19 protein-coding genes are annotated in these 16,232 nt (G+C 43.8%); 8 read left to right on the top strand and 11 right to left on the bottom strand.

The genetic code is table 11. The annotated features are described in order from the left end of the window. The 3 genes from RRG12_RS21955 to RRG12_RS21945 all read right to left on the bottom strand — a co-directional run. Positions 1 to 256: AIPR family protein (locus tag RRG12_RS21955; protein ID WP_420760705.1), on the bottom strand; the 256-nt coding region annotated here is incomplete at its 3' end. Between the two features lie 220 nt (positions 257 to 476). Further along, positions 477 to 1,196 carry an NAD(+)--rifampin ADP-ribosyltransferase gene (gene arr / locus RRG12_RS21950; RefSeq protein ID WP_420760704.1) on the bottom strand — a complete coding sequence of 240 codons (720 nt, stop codon included), beginning with the start codon at positions 1,194 to 1,196 and terminating at the stop codon, positions 477 to 479. Positions 1,197 to 1,370: 174 nt separating this feature from the next. After that, complete coding sequence (locus tag RRG12_RS21945) at positions 1,371 to 1,619, bottom strand: hypothetical protein (RefSeq protein WP_420760703.1); 249 nt, start codon at positions 1,617 to 1,619, stop codon at positions 1,371 to 1,373. A gap of 194 nt (positions 1,620 to 1,813) precedes the next feature. On the opposite strand from RRG12_RS21945, the gene RRG12_RS21940 reads away from it, so the two are divergent. Both RRG12_RS21940 and RRG12_RS21935 read left to right on the top strand, forming a co-directional pair. Further along, complete coding sequence (locus RRG12_RS21940) at positions 1,814 to 2,152, top strand: hypothetical protein (protein WP_420760702.1); 339 nt, start codon at positions 1,814 to 1,816, stop codon at positions 2,150 to 2,152. A gap of 68 nt (positions 2,153 to 2,220) precedes the next feature. Further along, positions 2,221 to 6,489: a strawberry notch-like NTP hydrolase domain-containing protein gene (locus RRG12_RS21935; protein WP_420760701.1), complete on the top strand. Its 4,269-nt coding sequence runs from the start codon at positions 2,221 to 2,223 to the stop codon at positions 6,487 to 6,489. Between the two features lie 79 nt (positions 6,490 to 6,568). Here the strand turns inward: RRG12_RS21935 and RRG12_RS21930 are convergent, their stop codons facing one another. Next, positions 6,569 to 6,790, bottom strand: a complete 222-nt coding sequence (locus RRG12_RS21930; protein WP_420760700.1) for a hypothetical protein — start codon at positions 6,788 to 6,790, stop codon at positions 6,569 to 6,571. Between the two features lie 128 nt (positions 6,791 to 6,918). Further along, the gene (locus tag RRG12_RS21925; protein WP_420760699.1) at positions 6,919 to 7,857 is read right to left on the bottom strand and encodes a HEAT repeat domain-containing protein; all 939 of its coding nucleotides are present in this window, start codon (positions 7,855 to 7,857) and stop codon (positions 6,919 to 6,921) included. A gap of 352 nt (positions 7,858 to 8,209) precedes the next feature. Between RRG12_RS21925 and RRG12_RS21920 the strand changes: the two genes are divergently transcribed. Both RRG12_RS21920 and RRG12_RS21915 read left to right on the top strand, forming a co-directional pair. After that, positions 8,210 to 8,830: a DNA-3-methyladenine glycosylase family protein gene (locus tag RRG12_RS21920; protein ID WP_420760698.1), complete on the top strand. Its 621-nt coding sequence runs from the start codon at positions 8,210 to 8,212 to the stop codon at positions 8,828 to 8,830. Positions 8,831 to 8,919: 89 nt separating this feature from the next. Beyond that, positions 8,920 to 9,540 (top strand): class I SAM-dependent methyltransferase, encoded by a 621-nt coding sequence (locus RRG12_RS21915; protein WP_420760697.1) that lies wholly within the window; start codon positions 8,920 to 8,922, stop codon positions 9,538 to 9,540. Positions 9,541 to 9,741: 201 nt separating this feature from the next. Here RRG12_RS21915 and RRG12_RS21910 read toward each other — a convergent pair whose 3' ends face one another. From RRG12_RS21910 to RRG12_RS21900, 3 genes are all read right to left on the bottom strand, one after another. Then, positions 9,742 to 10,641, bottom strand: a complete 900-nt coding sequence (locus RRG12_RS21910) for a transposase (protein ID WP_420760696.1) — start codon at positions 10,639 to 10,641, stop codon at positions 9,742 to 9,744. A gap of 267 nt (positions 10,642 to 10,908) precedes the next feature. Continuing rightward, positions 10,909 to 11,004, bottom strand: coding sequence for a DUF3891 family protein (locus RRG12_RS21905; RefSeq protein ID WP_420760695.1), 96 nt, complete (start codon positions 11,002 to 11,004; stop codon positions 10,909 to 10,911). Between the two features lie 378 nt (positions 11,005 to 11,382). Then, complete coding sequence (locus tag RRG12_RS21900) at positions 11,383 to 11,997, bottom strand: antibiotic biosynthesis monooxygenase (RefSeq protein ID WP_420760694.1); 615 nt, start codon at positions 11,995 to 11,997, stop codon at positions 11,383 to 11,385. Between the two features lie 37 nt (positions 11,998 to 12,034). On the opposite strand from RRG12_RS21900, the gene RRG12_RS21895 reads away from it, so the two are divergent. Together RRG12_RS21895 and RRG12_RS21890 are read left to right on the top strand one after the other, a co-directional pair. Beyond that, a complete protein-coding gene (locus RRG12_RS21895) occupies positions 12,035 to 12,544 on the top strand; it encodes a helix-turn-helix domain-containing protein (RefSeq protein WP_420758351.1) in 510 nt (169 codons plus the stop codon). Then, positions 12,526 to 13,095, top strand: coding sequence for an IS630 family transposase (locus RRG12_RS21890; RefSeq protein WP_420760707.1), 570 nt, complete (start codon positions 12,526 to 12,528; stop codon positions 13,093 to 13,095). Before RRG12_RS21895 ends, RRG12_RS21890 begins: the two co-directional genes overlap by 19 nt. A gap of 70 nt (positions 13,096 to 13,165) precedes the next feature. Here the strand turns inward: RRG12_RS21890 and RRG12_RS21885 are convergent, their stop codons facing one another. Then, positions 13,166 to 14,599, bottom strand: coding sequence for an iron uptake porin (locus tag RRG12_RS21885; RefSeq protein WP_420760693.1), 1,434 nt, complete (start codon positions 14,597 to 14,599; stop codon positions 13,166 to 13,168). A gap of 86 nt (positions 14,600 to 14,685) precedes the next feature. Between RRG12_RS21885 and RRG12_RS21880 the strand changes: the two genes are divergently transcribed. Beyond that, positions 14,686 to 14,814, top strand: coding sequence for a hypothetical protein (locus RRG12_RS21880; protein WP_256091117.1), 129 nt, complete (start codon positions 14,686 to 14,688; stop codon positions 14,812 to 14,814). A gap of 51 nt (positions 14,815 to 14,865) precedes the next feature. On the opposite strand, the gene ycaC is transcribed toward RRG12_RS21880, so the two are convergent. Together ycaC and RRG12_RS21870 are read right to left on the bottom strand one after the other, a co-directional pair. Further along, complete coding sequence (gene ycaC, locus RRG12_RS21875) at positions 14,866 to 15,507, bottom strand: isochorismate family cysteine hydrolase YcaC (protein ID WP_214438917.1); 642 nt, start codon at positions 15,505 to 15,507, stop codon at positions 14,866 to 14,868. 105 nt (positions 15,508 to 15,612) lie between these two features. Then, complete coding sequence (locus tag RRG12_RS21870) at positions 15,613 to 15,876, bottom strand: alpha/beta hydrolase (protein ID WP_420760692.1); 264 nt, start codon at positions 15,874 to 15,876, stop codon at positions 15,613 to 15,615. Positions 15,877 to 15,921: 45 nt separating this feature from the next. On the opposite strand from RRG12_RS21870, the gene RRG12_RS21865 reads away from it, so the two are divergent. Beyond that, positions 15,922 to 16,131 (top strand): hypothetical protein, encoded by a 210-nt coding sequence (locus tag RRG12_RS21865; protein WP_420760691.1) that lies wholly within the window; start codon positions 15,922 to 15,924, stop codon positions 16,129 to 16,131. The last annotated feature ends 101 nt before the right edge of the window (positions 16,132 to 16,232 follow it).

The raw sequence follows: 16,232 nt of genomic DNA, 5'->3' as shown, positions 1-16,232 counted from the left end.
TTTCAGTTTTGTTCTTGACAGGTTTAGTTTTATTGGCTGACAGAACGATTCCACTGTGGCGAGAGAAGAATTTTGCAGGTTCGGTGGTCAGTGAATCGAACATTTGTCTGTAGGTCGCGCTTTTGCGGTTTGGTTCCCTGATATTGGGTTCTAGGGGTAGGTCTGTGGGGAACGAGTCTACATGAGCAGTGGCAATGATGCAATTGGGGTTGGCTTGAAAATAGTTATCTATCTTGATGTTCCAAGTCTTGGGCATAGTTTGTTGTTAGCCGAGCGTCAAATTTCATATTAACCCTACTATTGAGCTACAGATACCGGATTTATCTGGAGGAACGATTGAAGAAGAATTCAGCTATTCTGAATTAAGGAGTCAGAATTAATAGAAGTATTCCAAGAGCAAAAGTCTGTTGCGCCGTCTGCTGTTGTGAAAGTTCCACCCGACCCAACTTCCCCTGAAAAGAGCCAAGTAAAAATACTTAGTCCTCGATCGCCTCAACACCTAGTTGTTTCAGTCGCTCAAGGTTATCCTTCATAGTCTTGATCGCTTCTGGAGAGTGCCCCTGCCAATCCATGATCTCGCCCATGACCCGCAGAGGCTCCCGTGAGCGGTATGACTTCGTTGGATTACCTGGGAATTTCTTGTCCGTCACATTGGGGTCATCCTCGATCAGTCCGAGCGGTTCCACGATGTAGATTCTGCCGCGTCCCTCGCCGAGAGCTAGTTCAGCCCCCCAGGTTGCCGCTTCCATTGTGGCAGCCAGATAAACGTAGGTCGCCTTCTTCCTCTGACCGTAGTTAGAGTGATAACCGGGTTCGATTAGTTCTCCTGGCTTCAGGTCTGCCCGTGTCCCATGATAAAGAGTCAACTCCGTGACCGTTCCCGTTACCCGCAACGGCTCGCGGGAGCGATATGACATCGACAGATGCTTTGGAGACTTCTGCTTTGTGAGTTCGGGGACATTTTCAATCTGACCGAGCGGCTCTACGATGTAGACTCTGCCTTGACCTAAGCCTAGCGCTAGCTCTGCCTCCCAGATCGCCGCATCCAAGTTGGGGGTTAGGTAAACATAGGTTGCCATCCTATCCCGCTCACCCACATCCGGGGGATTGCAGGACTCGATCAGGTCTCCTAGCTTCAGGTCTGCCTTTGTACCGTGGTAGAACTGCTGCGAACTCAGATCGTTGATCGCTGCCATCGGCTTCCTCCTTTTACTGTTCGACTGCATTGAAATCACGGGATAGTTATAACCTTTGCTGCAAAACCTACCAACTTGGCGTTCGTCAAAGACGTGCCGAACGCGTTGCCTCTCGTTCACGAAGTGTCTCCGATAGGAGAAGAGAAGGTATCGCCCTTACCTCAAAACGAAAAATTACCCAGCTATATCCTTCCCACTCAAGTAATTCATAGCTCTGGGTTTCCTCTTGCCTATAGGGACTAATGATTTCTTGGGTGCTTGTGGCGGACGACATATTTCACAGTAGAGCGGTCGGACCCCAAACGTTTCTCGTTGCGTGGGTTGTTCGCACTGCTTACATACGAAGTTAAAAACGCGAGTGTGAATTTCCCGCTTGTGCGCTCTGACAGTGTACTCTCTAACTTGGATTTCTTTGCTTGCCATTGCTTATTGCAATTAGTGACTTTTTGGATCTTAGCTTTTGCTAAGAAGATTTCAATGCTCTGGGTAAACATAATCACCCGTTTTGTGAATGGGAATTTTCATGGCTACGCCAAAGCCAGAGTGAGAGTTGCAACGACTAAACCCAACTGCAACGCCTCACTACATTGAAAAATCACAAACATTTGGAGTTAATTATGGATATCCAAGCTACTCTCACCCTCACGATCCAAGCAGTCGTTATGAGCTTTGTTGCGCTGATGGTTTTTGACTTTATAGATAGTTTGTGGGTTGTACCTTTGCCCCCAGTCGGATGGGAGCCATCGGTTATTGAACGGCCCACAGTTTCCGCAACAGCACTACAACCTACTCCACAACAGGAAATCCAAGAAGCCACTCCAAGGGCGATCGCATTTGAGAAGATTTCCCCTGCATTCCTCACAAGTTTGAAATGCAGAGGGGCGGAGGGGAGTGAACAAGGCACATTGAACTCTCCTCTGCTCCCACTAGTGAACCGACACTTACACAGGCTTTGAGCAAGGCGTGAGAAATCCGAGTCAAACGGCTACGCCAAAGCGAAAGTGATGTATTCATATATATAGATATGGTCAGCCTTATAGCCACGCAAGGAACTCTGTTTGACCTAGAAACAGTTCTGGATTATGGGCAATCAATCCTCAACGTTGCTCAAGAACTCACCAAATCACTGATTGAGCAACGGACTATTTCCACCAGGACAATCCAAGCCCAGATGAATCGCTATTTTCTAGGCACTGCTGCGTCCGGCGCATGGCAGTGGAAAGATGCTTACGAGGCAATGGAAGTGGCGCAAATATTATATCTGCGTCATCGGGGAATTAAGATTTTATCACAACAACCTCAAGTGGTTGTGCAACAATTAGAAGAATTAACAGCCCTCTGCCCAACCCAAACACGGCGTAGTGAAGAGTCAGTACAGCTTCAGCAATTCTCCACCCCTCTGCCGCTTGCTTATCTAGTAGCCAAAGCAGGATTTATAAAGGCTGATGATTTGATTTTGGAGCCAAGTGCCGGAACTGGTCTATTGGCACAAATGGCTAAACTGCACAGTGCAAGTCTGATGCTCAACGAGCTTGCACCCGATAGATCGAAGATTCTGCGTCGGTTGTTTCCAGGTACACCATTATTCTCAGTAAACGCGGAACAGATTAACGACTATCTGGTTGGCAAGACTCAGCCCTCAGTTGTGCTGATGAATCCACCTTTCTGTGCATCTCCCAAAATCAACAGTCGCAATCCCGACGCAACAAAGAGGCATATCAACTCGGCATTGCAAAGACTGGCTGACGGTGGACGGCTGGTAACAATCACAGCCAATTGGTTCTCTCCCAATAATCCTACTTGGCGAGAGACTTTTGTTAGGTGGCACTCAGAAGCACGAGTTTTAATGTCAGTCGGGGTTAACGGCAAGGTTTACTCAAAACATGGGACAACTATCGACACTCGGATTACAGTGATCGACAAAGTTCCGGCTGACTCCAGCGAAATCCCTTGTATTACTGAAACTTTGGATCTGCCTGAAATACTGGCATTAATTGAGCAGTTGCCACAGAGGTCTTCGTGGGAACGCTCAGATATCAAAGCTGCTGCGGCAATCGCAAAAGTTGTTCAATTACCAAAACGCTCTGTGGTAGCTCAAGCAGAAACACTTTCTTCAATTCCAGATGTGGTTATTCTGGAATACGAAGTCGTCGAATGGTCTGCTACAGAAGGACTCAAAGATACCTTATATGAAACCTATCGCCCACAACGAATCAGAATTAAGGACGCTTTACCTCATCCCTCGCTGCTTTGCGAAAGTGCAGCCCTAGCACTTGTCTCGCCACCAGCACCAACTTATAAACCGCATCTTCCTAGCAATATTATCGCACAAGGCTTGTTGTCAGAGGCACAGCTTGAGAGCGTTATTTACGCAGGTCAGGCGCACTGTGAATTTTTGTCTGGGTCTTATATTGTGAATGATTCATGGGATAATGTGACTGTTGCGGCTCAGGGCGAGGAAAATGCCGTCAAATTTCGTCGTGGCTGGTTCTTAGGCGATGGCACGGGTGCTGGTAAGGGTAGACAATGTGCAGGAATCATCCTCGACAACTGGTGTCAGGAACGAAGAAAAGCAATCTGGGTATCAAAAAGTTCTGCATTAATTGAAGATGCCCGTAGAGACTGGTGTGCTTTAGGAGGTAGTGAGAAAGATATCATTGACCTGGGCAACATCAAACTTGGCGACCCCATCCCTTTCACCCAAGGCATTCTCTTCTGCACGTACTCAACTCTACGTTCTCAAAAGGGAGGTAAAAGTCGGCTCAAGCAAATCGTTGAATGGGCAGGCAAGGACTTTGAGGGAGCGATCGCATTTGATGAGTGTCACGCGATGGGTAACGCAATGGCTCAAGAGGGTAAACTCGGTATGGTTGCGGCATCCCAGCAAGGCATTGTTGGGCTGCGGTTGCAAAATGCTTTACCTGGGGCAAGAGTTGTCTATGTCTCCGCGACTGGAGCGACAAAGGTTTCTAACCTATCTTATGCAAATCGTCTGGGGCTTTGGCAGACTGGAGATTTCCCGTTTACCTCCCGTGAGGATTTTGTGGAATCCATTGAGGGCGGTGGTATCGCTGCGATGGAAATCGTAGCCAGGGATCTCAAGGCTTTGGGGCTGTATCTGGCGCGGAGCCTTTCATTCGAGGGAGTTGAGTATCAAACTCTCTACATTGATTTAACGCCGAGGCAGGAACGGAGCTATAACAGCTATTCCGATGCTTTTCAGGTTATTCATAATAATTTAGAGAAAGCGTTAGAAGCTTGCAATATAACTGGTGACAAGACTTACAACCGTGCTGCAAAGATGAGCGCAATGTCTCAGTTTGAGTCGCACAAGCAAAGATTCTTCAATCATCTGCTGACCGGGATGAAATGCCCTACCCTGATCAAAGCGATTGAGCAGGATTTAGTCCACGGTCTTGCAGTTGTCATTCAAATAGTTTCGACTAATGAAGAACTTTTGAAACGACGACTTGATGAAGTTCCTGCTTCGGAATGGAAGGATCTCAATCTTGACTTGACTCCACGAGAATATGTGATGGATTACCTGATGAGTGCTTTCCCTGTTCATCTTCATTCCATCCATTCAGGTGCTGACGGTGAAGAACGCTCAGAACCAGTCTTTGATGCCGATGGTTCTCCAGTTATTTCACAAGAAGCTGTAGCTTTGAGAGATGCCTTAGTCGATAAGTTAGCATGTCTTGATCCAATCCCTGGTGCATTAGAACAATTGCTGTGGCATTTTGGTAATAAGCAAGTGGCTGAAGTTACGGGTCGCAGCAAGCGAGTTCTGAAAGATGATTCAGGGCGTTTGTTTGTAGATTTGAGAGGCAGTGGGGCGAATATTGCCGAAACTGCCGCGTTTATGCAGGGAGACAAACAAATCCTCATCTTCAGTGACGCTGGTGGGACAGGCAGAAGTTATCATGCCGATCTAAATGCTGCGAATCGTCGGCGGCGATCGCACTACCTGCTTGAAGCCGGATGGAGAGCAGACAACGCAATCCAAGGACTTGGGCGATCGCACAGAACTAACCAAGCATCAGCACCCGTGTTCAGACCTGTTACCACTAACGTCATCGGTGAACGCCGCTTTATCTCAACCATTGCCCGAAGGCTGGATAGCTTGGGCGCTCTTACTCGTGGTCAACGGCAGACGGGTGGCAATGGGATATTTGAGGCTAAGGATAATCTGGAGTCTAACTATGCAGAACACGCCCTGTATGAGTTATTCAGACAAATATACCAAGGTCGATTTTATGAAGTGCCTTTAGGAAAGTTCGAGCAAATGACTGGACTGTGCTTAACCTCTCACGAAGGCGGGATGAAAATCGACTTGCCTCCATTGCGGCAATTCCTCAATCGCCTGTTGGCTTTACGCATCGATATGCAAAACATCATTTTCGAGCGTTTTGAGTTGTTGCTAAGTCAACAGATTGAAGCAGCGATCGCGGCTGGTGTCTATGAGATGGGTGTGGAGACTTTACGGGCTGAACGGTTTACTGTTGAGAGCCAGGAAGCTGTGTACACCCACCCTGCCACAGGTAGCATAACGAACTATCTCAAGATAGAACGCACTCAGAAGAATAACATCAGAACGGCTGACGAAATGCTTGAGTTTGCCAGTATGTACCAGGGGAAATTGATGGTTAACACCAAGTCTGGTCATGCTGCTGTGTCAATTCCGACACATAGTATCTACGACGCTGATGGTGGTGTTGTACCAAGAGTGTTACTCGTCCGTCCACAGAAAGAAATCCGTATACCAGTCAAGGATTTAGAATCTTCCACTTGGAAAGCGGTTTGTGTCGATGCGTTCGTCGCAGGGTGGTCGAAGGAAGTGGACACACTGCCCAAGTTCACAACCGATTATCTGCACTTAGTCACTGGTATTTTGTTGCCCATTTGGAAGATACTACCACAGCACAATAGTAGAGTATTCCGACTGCAAACCAGCGATGGACAAAAGATTCTCGGTCGGGTGGTGAATGCTCACGACATCCAAACCGTGCGCGAACAACTCGGACTAAGGAACCAGCTGCTTTCTCCAGAAGAACTTGTGAAGCTGGTACTCAACGAGAGATATACACAGCAGTTGCCGGGTGGCGTAACTTTACGGCGTTCTTACATTGCCGCAGAACCTCGCATAGAACTGGTTAATTCTATCTCACTGGCAGAGCGACTGGTGGCTATTGGATGTTTTACCGAGATCATCAACTGGCAAAAGCGGATATTCATTCCAGTTTCAGACAAAGCACCAGCTATTCTAGCGGCTGTGATTGAAATCTTGGGATAAGTCAAAAGCTGATGTATTTATTAGATACATCAGCTTATTTTCACTCAAACAAGAGTATGAAGAAAGGGAAAGGGAACTTTTAATGTAGTTCAAAGAATGACTCTTGTCCCAAATGCTTCACATAATTTTCTACTAGATCCTGGAGATTACCTAGCGTGCCGATTTCAATCCAGTCATCGATTCTTCCCAAAAAACAATATCTTTGAGTCAGAAATGCCCGTTGTTCCCGATCAATCAATACGAAACGAAGCATCGGTGAATAAGAAATAGAAAGCTTAAGTTTAGTTTTCCCTTCTATCATCTCATTTCTTCCAGAAAAATTTAATAGTTCTGACAAGCTTTCGTCCCAAAGCTCCCGGACATGGGATTAGTAGTTGCTATCAGCTAAGGCTTTCGCAGTTTCTTACATTTTCAATGCTATTAAAGCCCTTATTGATTAGCTCTTTGTTCACTAGCTCGATCAACTCGCTGCCACAGTTTACGGTCTTCTCGATAAATAGCCAACGCTGCAATCGCATCTTTTGCATCAATGTCTTTTCCTTGAGCCACTAGTGAAATCAGGTAATCTATTGCTTTATCTTGTCGCAACATCCCAATTGCTAGTAACAATGTGCGCCGAAGTTCTACGTTTCTTGTTTGCTGCCAGCAATTTCTGAGATGATCAAATGCTTCCTCTAATCGTGATTCACCCAACGTCAATGCTGCTAACTCACAGATTTGCTCCTTCGGATCAAAAAGAAAACTAGCAACTATTGCAAGTGAATCAGCCGGAGCCAGTTGTAACAAACCACTGAAGCACTCTGAAATCACCTGTGGTGCTTGATCACCTATGCGGGTTTTAAAACGAAGTAAAGGTACACCTTGGGGATTTCCTGTGTAGGCGATCGCTTTTGCAGCAGCAGTTCTTGCTTCTGGTTTGGGGTCAGCTAGTAGATCGGCTAATTCGTTCATTACATCTGAGTAGTTCATTCTCACCAGACCTAAAGCACATATACCCCGAAGATGGGCAGCAGTGTCTTCAACTCCTCCCCATACTGGCTCCATCTGAATATGTCGAATCCCTTGCAGAAAAAGGTTTTCATCGCTGTATTCTAAGTGATACAGTGTTTGTGCTATCTCTTTTTTGGCAAGACAATTTTGGTCTACTTGTGCGGGTTTGATCATCATTCGAGCAAAAGCTTCTACAAGATCAGTAACCAACCCAGTGATAGTAGATTCGCCGACTATCTTGGCTGCTTGGGCAACAGCTATAGAATATTTACTCTTGAGGACTTGGCGTAAAATTATGATCCCTTCTTCACTTGTCGAATGCTGTCGAATTTGGGCAAGAATAGATAAAGTTTCTTCTAGTTTTTGTGATTTTGGCATATATCATCCCACAAATAGGCACTCTGTTTTGGACTTCAAGCATTTACCATAAAAGTAGGGAATTAGAATTTGTCAAAGCGCATTTCTCACTTTTAAACTACAAATTATTAATAAATATTATTGCCCCAAATAACCACAAAGCTCTTGATAGTTCGCTTGTACTATAATACCATTAACCATTTCATTTTTTAACAAAGTCTGGGGGTTTAACTTCCCTGGTTCTATCATCCAGTTCGTTTTGATACTTAAGCTAAATCCCCGTTACTTTCACATAATTGGAAATTGTTTTTATGTCTTTGTGAATGGATGATTCAATGAGAGGGCAAACGCTTAGGTTTTAGCTGATAGACTAATGGATTATTCAATTGCGATTACAACTCTCAAACATTCAGATCCTATCTTGGCAAGGCTAATAGAAATTATTGGAGATTGCAAACTCTATCAAGTACAACAAACTGGAGACTTGCTCTTTTCCCTATCTCGGTCAATTCTTTACCAGCAAATTTCCGGCAAGGCTGCTGGGAGCATTCATAGCAAATTTTTGCAACTTTATCCTCATAGCCCTTTCCCCACAGCTTTAGATATCCTCAACACCCCAGATGAAGTTTTGCGAGGAGCAGGTATTTCACGCCCCAAAGTTTTGTATTTGAAAGACCTTGCCCAAAAAGTTCTAGATGGATTGCCTACCCTAGATCAATTGCAGGCAATGGAAGATGAATCAATTATCGAAGCTTTAACACCAATAAAAGGCGTTGGGCGTTGGACGGTGCAGATGCTGCTTATGTTCCGTTTACATCGGCTTGATGTTTTACCTGTTGATGACTTAGGTATTCGTGCAGGGATTCGCAGAGTTTATAGTTTAGCAGAACTTCCTAATAAAAAGACTGTAGAAGATTTAGGACAAATGTGGAAACCCTATCGTTCTATTGCCTGTTGGTATCTGTGGCAAGGTTTAGAGATAAAAGATAACTAAGCAATAGCAACAATAATCCACTGTTCCACAGATTTCCTCGCTCAACGTCCCTACTAAGCATAAAATTAAATTGTCAAGGGTTAAGAATTATGGGGTTATACTCGCAAGTTATCTTTCCCCGTCTTCTCGACTGGAGTTTGTCACTTCCGACCTTAGCTAAATATCGTCAGGAATTGCTAGCCGATGTAACAGGAGAAATTCTGGAAATTGGGTTTGGAACTGGATTAAATTTGGCTTACTATCCTTGTAGTATTCACAAAATCACTACAGTTGACGTGAATCCTGGAATGAATGCTTTGGCAAACAAGCGGATTAGTGACTCTGGTATCATAGTTGAACAACTCCTGCTATCAAGTGAAAATCTCCCGATGCCAGACAATACATTTGATAGTGTGGTCAGCACTTGGACTTTGTGCAGTATTGCAAATGTACACCAAGCACTCCGAGAGGTTTATCGAGTACTAAAACCGGGTGGTAGATTTTTTTTCGTAGAACATGGGTTGAGTGATAAGCCTAATGTACAGGTTTGGCAGCATCGCCTCACACCAATTCAAAAAGTCGTAGCCGATGGATGTCACCTGAATCGAGATATTCAAAAATTGATAGAACAGCATTTTGACCATGTAGAGCTAAAACAGTTCACACCTGAAAGTTTTTCAGATTTGATGGCTCATTTATACCTTGGATGTGCAACTAAGAAAGCATTGTAATTTTTGGCGGTAAGGCAATAGACTTATCCGCAATTCCTAAATGCTTATGAGGCAAGGCTTTGAGGGATTAGATAGAAGCTGCGATCGCGTCATGAAAGCCACGAGAAAAGTAGGATTTTGATACTATAAATGGCTATTTTATCAAAACTTGCTGCCAAGATAGAAGAAAAAAACTCATTTTTAAGAGCAGCTACCAATTATTTATGTGAATAAAACTAATCGATTTAGTCGTAATCTAACTAATCCACAAATAGTTTTAATTACTTGACTGTATTTGTTCCTATTCAGACCGAACCTTTCACTAGCAATTCTGAATGTCTTGAGCCGACATATAAGATGTTCAACGGCTATTCTTCTGGAAGATAATTCTTTATTCTGGATTTGTTGTAATTCAGTGATTTCAGTTTTTTTAGTTTTTTTATGTGGTGTGGTAATCGTTTCTTCTCCCTTGTAAGCTTTATCACCTAAAAATTTCTGTCTGGGTGAAAATTTATGATGAGTTTCTCTAAACAAATTTATATCACTAGTTTTACCTAGTTTTCCAATTGTGACATCTACGATATCTTCACCATTAGGCAAGACAATAATTTGGTTTTTTAGTGTGTGCATCTTTTTCTTGCCTGAATAGTATTTTTTCTGTTCTTCATAGTCTGAAGGTCTCTCTATTGCTTGCTCTGCACTATCTACAATCAATTCATAATCTAGTAAGATTTGACGCAGTTTTTGATACTTCTCTTCATCTCCCTGCACTTCTTCCATTTGCGATGCTGGCAGTATTTCTCTCAAAATTTTTATCCAATAATTAAACGCATCATTCGCTTTCGTTTTGGAGACATCAAACAGTAAACCTAATATCTCAAAAGTTGGTTTTTGTCTGAGATATACTAAACACAGACATATTCCTTCTTTTGACGACATCTCTGGTTTCCGTCCACCACCCTTAGTGATAATACGGATTTTATTTTTTTCAATTTCAGCTTGTTTCTCCTTATGTCTTTCTTCCGCTAAACTTACTAATGCTAAAAAGTGTTCATAATTTATTCCTATTAGTCGTTTTGCTTCCTGTGGGTGCAACTCTATTCTCACTAAAGGGCTTGTCATACTAAATGTCAATTATTTCTAGTTTCTTCTAATTATTCCATTTTTTTGTATTAAGGATAGGTCTAATGACCAACCTGGTATACATACAGATAGATACATTTCTCGTCATTGCTCACTAGATAAATCGTTGTATTACGCTGATGTTAAATATCATTACTCAATAGATTGATGTTAGCCTGGGATTAAAGTAGTGCTTAGAGTTACCCAACAATCACTTATCAAAGCCTCCCGCATGGCTCGTTCATCGATAAAAGTCTGTTGTAAAAGTCAGTTTCCCCAAGCTCGCGCAAATTGACCTGAAAGCCACGCATGATGTGGTTGAGTGATGCAAATCAATCCATACTTTGATAAGCGATGCAGCATGAGTTTTAATCTCAACGTATTCCTAACCTTTCAACTTACACTTGCTTTAGGGTCATTTACCATCACCTGCGGGTTAAATCCTCAAAGCATAGGCAAGCGCACAACGTTTCAACAGGTTTATTCTAGAGTGGTAAAACTTGCTAGAGTAGATTTTTCATGATTGAAATAAGCGTAAATAGGTAAACCAAAATTTTCAATAATAACGAATTTACTACGTTTAAGTTTTTGCTCTAGCTAGTTTTGCCACGCTAGAAAGTTTCATGCACGGTTTTATAGCCGAGTCAGAGAGGTGACTTTCTGGCTTAGGCATCCAGTTAGGGAAATATTGCGAGTGTTGAGGTTTGATATCTAATATGATACCAACTTACTACTGAGGTTTTATGCAATGGAATATAGCCATTTGCGAAATAATTGTGTTAGGCGCGGCATAATCACATAAGTGAGTAGGGCGACACCGAGTCCTGTGCTAATCAGTTGACTAAGCAATACAGGCAACCCAGACAACAACGGTGCTAACAAACGATTGAGCTGAGGAAGAGTGAAGAACACTCCCAACCACGTCACTAACATCATTTTGTAGCGGGATGGTGGCGACTTCATCGGCTTGTTTGAGAGAGTAAACCAAGTTTCCAATCCGGTCAGTGTTTGAAGGGCTTCCGGCTTTTGAATCAAGGGCTGCAATCGCTCAATCCACTCCCGCCTAACATCAGATTCTAGCCAGGTCTTGAGATTGTCGTAGCAATCGAACTTGAGAATGACCACGTACTCCGGATGGGTGTGATCCTGGGGTCGAATAGTGCTGACACCCAGATGCCCCTTGAATTTTCGTGCATCTGCCGCAATGCCATGAAACCATGCTTCGTAACCTTCCTCGCGCCCCGGTCTCACTACATGACAGATCACAGATGTGACTAAATAATTTTCTTCACTGCTATTAATCGCCGATGGTTCATCCAACATAGAATCTAATACCAATTTTATATGAAGCTGCATATAATGGAGAAAACAAACTTGATAAATTAAAATAACCATGAGCCGCCCTTTTAAGATTGAAATCGCAGAGAGCGAAGAAGAACTTAAAAAACGTCTACAAACAGCGAATTTAGGAAACCAGAAAGAAAAGCTTATTATGCTGTGGTGGATAAAAAGCGGGCAGGTTAAGGAGCAGCAAGAAATCGGAAAACGCTTGGCAAAAGATACTTCAACGGTCACGAGATGGTTGCAGAAGTACAGAACTGATGGGATATCAGGCTTATTAGAAATCAAAAAGGCACCAGGAGCAAAACGGAAAATCGATGATCCTGCGATCGCAGCACTTGAGGAGGAGTTAAAAACAGGAAAAGGCTTTAGTAGCTATGGTGCAATAGTTGAGTGGTTAAAAAAAGAACACGGACAAGATATAGAGTATGCAACGGTTTATGCGTGGGTTCGATATCGATTAGGGGCAAAACTAAAAGTGCCTCGCCCTCAAAGCCATAACCAAGACGAGAAATTGGTATCTGAATTTAAAAAAAACTCGGAATCATTCTTAATTGTCTAGAAAAACATTTAGCACCCGGCAAGTGTGTTCGCTACCTGTGCCAGGATGAAACTAGGGTTGGACTCAAAACTCTTACAGGAAAAGTGATTACAGCTTCTGGAGTCAAGCCCACTGTTAAGGTGATATGGCCAAGAGATAACTTTTGGATTTATGGTGCAATTGAACCATTGACTGGAGATCATTTTCTCTATGAGTACCCAAAACTCAATGGTGAGTGTTTTCAACAGTTCTTAGACTGGCTATCTGTGCAATTAGGCTCGGATTATGCAATTTTACAGATTGATCAAGCGCCTGCTCATACCAGTTCAAAGATCCGTTGGCCGGAGAATATTATTCCTCTGTTTCAACCATCATCATCCCCTGAACTCAATCCCATTGAGAGACTTTGGCAATTCCTGAAAAAACCTCTCAAAAATCACCTTTTCTCTTCTTTACACGCTTTACGCGATCGCATCCAAGAATTATTCGACCAACTTACTTTTGAGCAGGTGATTTCTGCCTCTTCTTATAATTTTATCCTAGAAGCTCTTTTCTATGCAGCTTCATATTAAATTGGTATAACGTTATAGGTAATTTGATCTTTAAAAAAGAAAAACGGCTCTTACCTTGCCTGTACAGACCCTAAAACTGAAACGTCGTCCGAATGGTGCCAACAAAAATGGTGTCATTATTGCTGTTGTGATCGGGGTTGATAATGACGACCGCACCAGGAGTAATTGAGACATTATCGTTCACTTGCAATCGATATAAGGCTTCAAAATGCAATGAGGTGTTGCGATCTACTACCCCAAACTCATTGCTGATCACTTTGGGGGGTTGTCCAAAGACAAAGCCCAATAGGTTGCCTTCCTTGCCCAAATCTGGAAATCCAAAATTAACAGCATAGTAAAAGATCTCAGCGCTGGGATCATTGGGGATATCTTGTGCCGATGCTTGGAGATATCCTACCCAGCCCCCTAATCTGAAGGCAGGGTTGAGCCAGGAAGCTGCAAGACTATAGCTATTCCCAACAATGTTTTTACTGGCTCCATTGAAGGGGTCATTGGTAATGGTACTACTTGTACTGATATCGATCGCATTCAAAGAACGAGCATAGGTTAAGCCAAAACTTAAGGATTTCGTAGGTTTTAATGTCAGTTGTGCTAGGGCAGAGTAGGAACCATCAAATAATCCAGATCCCGCAGTCGGGTTGTTGGCTTCACTAGCAAGATAAACCAGTGCCAAATTGATGGCTGAGTTGAAGTTATAACTGATACCAATGCCTGTCCCACCTGTTTCTTCACGATAGATAGGGCTGCGAATCCCCAATGCGGAGATAGAACCTCTGCCATCACTACCCAATAGAGGGTTAATGGTATCGACCACATCAAATGACGTACCTTGAGCGATCGCACTCACTTTAACAGCAGACCCGATGGGAAATTGATAATAGAGTTGATTGAGAATTAACTGATTACCTGTATCACTATCAAAACTTAGGCGAGCCATATTTGTGCCTGTGGCTTCCCTAAAGTTGGGAATATTGCCAGCCTGAAATCGAATTCTCAGTAAATCTTGCCCCGTAAAACTGGTGTTAAATATCAACCGCACGCGATCACTAAAAATGATATTATCACCGACTTTACCCCTGGAGCCAGATGTTTCTGCTGCTGGTACAGCTTTCTCATCACCAAATGCACCACTCACAGCAAAAACTGCTTCTCCAGTAAATTTTGTCGTCGTCGAGAATTGCTGAGACTCGAATTGATCTGTGCGGGCTGCTAAAGAATCTACCCGTCCACGCAATATTGAGAGTTCTGCTGCAAATTCCTGCTGAAGTCTTTGCAAAGTTTGTAAATCTTCCTTCTTAATCAAATCTGCTGTCGCACTTTCTAGTAGCTGATTGAGCCGATCGAGACAAGCATTCAACCCGACAGCAAACTCATAACGAGTGATTGAGCGATTGCCCTGAAATGTTTGATCGGGATAACCAACAATGCAGTCGTAGCGATCGACTAAGGCTTGCAATGCTTGAAATGCCCAATCTGTAGGCTGCACATCAGTAAGCTGATTCACAGATGTGACTTGCTCGGGCAACGTATCTTCGGCAGTAGCAGACCTAGAAAGGCATTGCTGAGTAAGGCATACTCCAAAGATCAGAGATGACGAGAGAATTAATTGAGAAAAAAGTTTCATTGAGAACAACCACCTTAGAGACACCAGATTGTTCGGCAATTTTTTACCAAGAAGTAGTTGTCACCGCTATGTTTCAAGTAAAGTTGATAACCTAGCGATGACAATACCAACTCAGTTACACACGAGCTAAAATAGACACTTTCTCATTATTTACTGGGAGATCCAGCACTTGAGTTTGCTGCATAGCTAGTCATCAGGTTTTTGTAGTCAGGAATAAACCCTGCTAAAAGACTACCTAGCCCTTCAATATCGTTACGCCAGTCACGGTGCAATTCACCCACAACGCTAAACCAATTGACCAATTGAACTCCAGCACGAGACATTCGATCCCAAGCTGCATAGCGACAGGCTTCATCAAAGGTTCCAGAGGCATCGGTGACAACAAAAACGTCATAACCTGCCTCCAATGCCGAAAGCGCACAAAAAGTAACACATACATCGGTGACAATCCCGGCAATGATTAATTGCTTTTTGCCTGTGGCTTCTACTGCTTTCACAAAGTCCTCGTTGTCCCAAGCATTGATCTGTCCGGGGCGGGGAATAAAGGGAGCATCGGGAAACTTCTCTTTCAGTTCAGGGATGATGACACCATTGGGGCCATCCTCAAAGCTAGTTGTCAAAACTGTAGGCAGGTTAAAAAACTTGGCTGCACTTGCCAGTGCTAACACATTATTTTTGAAGTCGGCTGCACCAATATCACGCACAAGTGAGAACAGTCCAGTTTGGTGATCGACCAGCAGCACCGCAGCATTATTTTTGTCTAACCGGTTGTACTTGAATGTAGACATGAGTTATTGATCCTAATTTGAGTTATTGGGAATGAGGAATTGCAGAATGCTCTAAATAGCTTATGGCGTAAGCTGTTGCGAGATGGACTCAGTGTCCCAACGCGCCTAAAGGACGCAGCGAACGCCGTCTGCGGGGATTTTGAGACCGATGAGGTAGTCGGCGACGATATCGTTGACACACGCATTGTCGGCGGTGAGGGCTACACCGTGCTGTTCGCCCTCGACGGTCAGCAGGCTCGCGCCGAGCGTCTTGGCGAGGCTGATACCGCCTTCGTGCCATGCCTTGCCATATTCGGAGCCGCCGCGAATGTTGGCGATCGCGATCGCCGCGTTTGCCGCTTCTAAAATTGCTTTATTGTTCTCTGACATCTTAATCTCTCCTCTGTTCAAAGCAACAAGGTGGTGTGAGTTGTTATGCTGTTGCCCCTCACTGGTTTACTTCTAGGGACTGGTAAACGGCTTACATTGAATCGCCTTCACATTTCGCAGATAGTTCAACTGTGGCTCGAAGTCAGTCGGACAGAAGACATAAACATTGTCCTGCGACAGGCTGATGACCAAACGGTAGCTGGGTGGAATCCCTTCAGAACCTTCGATCACTTCGATTCTGGGAATCACTTGTGAACTGACTTGAGCCAGGGATGGAAAATTGAACAGTAGGAGTACGCCGAACAGAATTGTGATTGCGATTGTGGTTGTAGTTGTGATTTTGGTTGAAAGAATCT

The sequence above is a fragment of the Nostoc sp. CALU 546 genome, assembly GCF_048836525.1.
Note: the sequence above shows the minus strand (reverse complement) of the source record. Positions and strands in the feature narration are given on the sequence as shown.

Coding starts and splice junctions, on each gene's coding strand:
- arr (WP_420760704.1), bottom strand. CDS start 1,196: ATGGCAGCGATCAACGATCTGAGTTCGCAGCAGTTCTACCACGGTACA.
- RRG12_RS21945 (WP_420760703.1), bottom strand. CDS start 1,619: ATGGCAAGCAAAGAAATCCAAGTTAGAGAGTACACTGTCAGAGCGCAC.
- RRG12_RS21940 (WP_420760702.1), top strand. CDS start 1,814: ATGGATATCCAAGCTACTCTCACCCTCACGATCCAAGCAGTCGTTATG.
- RRG12_RS21935 (WP_420760701.1), top strand. CDS start 2,221: ATGGTCAGCCTTATAGCCACGCAAGGAACTCTGTTTGACCTAGAAACA.
- RRG12_RS21930 (WP_420760700.1), bottom strand. CDS start 6,790: ATGATAGAAGGGAAAACTAAACTTAAGCTTTCTATTTCTTATTCACCG.
- RRG12_RS21925 (WP_420760699.1), bottom strand. CDS start 7,857: ATGCCAAAATCACAAAAACTAGAAGAAACTTTATCTATTCTTGCCCAA.
- RRG12_RS21920 (WP_420760698.1), top strand. CDS start 8,210: ATGGATTATTCAATTGCGATTACAACTCTCAAACATTCAGATCCTATC.
- RRG12_RS21915 (WP_420760697.1), top strand. CDS start 8,920: ATGGGGTTATACTCGCAAGTTATCTTTCCCCGTCTTCTCGACTGGAGT.
- RRG12_RS21910 (WP_420760696.1), bottom strand. CDS start 10,641: ATGACAAGCCCTTTAGTGAGAATAGAGTTGCACCCACAGGAAGCAAAA.
- RRG12_RS21905 (WP_420760695.1), bottom strand. CDS start 11,004: ATGCTGCATCGCTTATCAAAGTATGGATTGATTTGCATCACTCAACCA.
- RRG12_RS21900 (WP_420760694.1), bottom strand. CDS start 11,997: ATGCAGCTTCATATAAAATTGGTATTAGATTCTATGTTGGATGAACCA.
- RRG12_RS21895 (WP_420758351.1), top strand. CDS start 12,035: ATGAGCCGCCCTTTTAAGATTGAAATCGCAGAGAGCGAAGAAGAACTT.
- RRG12_RS21880 (WP_256091117.1), top strand. CDS start 14,686: ATGACGAGAGAATTAATTGAGAAAAAAGTTTCATTGAGAACAACCACC.
- ycaC (WP_214438917.1), bottom strand. CDS start 15,507: ATGTCTACATTCAAGTACAACCGGTTAGACAAAAATAATGCTGCGGTG.
- RRG12_RS21870 (WP_420760692.1), bottom strand. CDS start 15,876: ATGTCAGAGAACAATAAAGCAATTTTAGAAGCGGCAAACGCGGCGATC.
- RRG12_RS21865 (WP_420760691.1), top strand. CDS start 15,922: ATGCTGTTGCCCCTCACTGGTTTACTTCTAGGGACTGGTAAACGGCTT.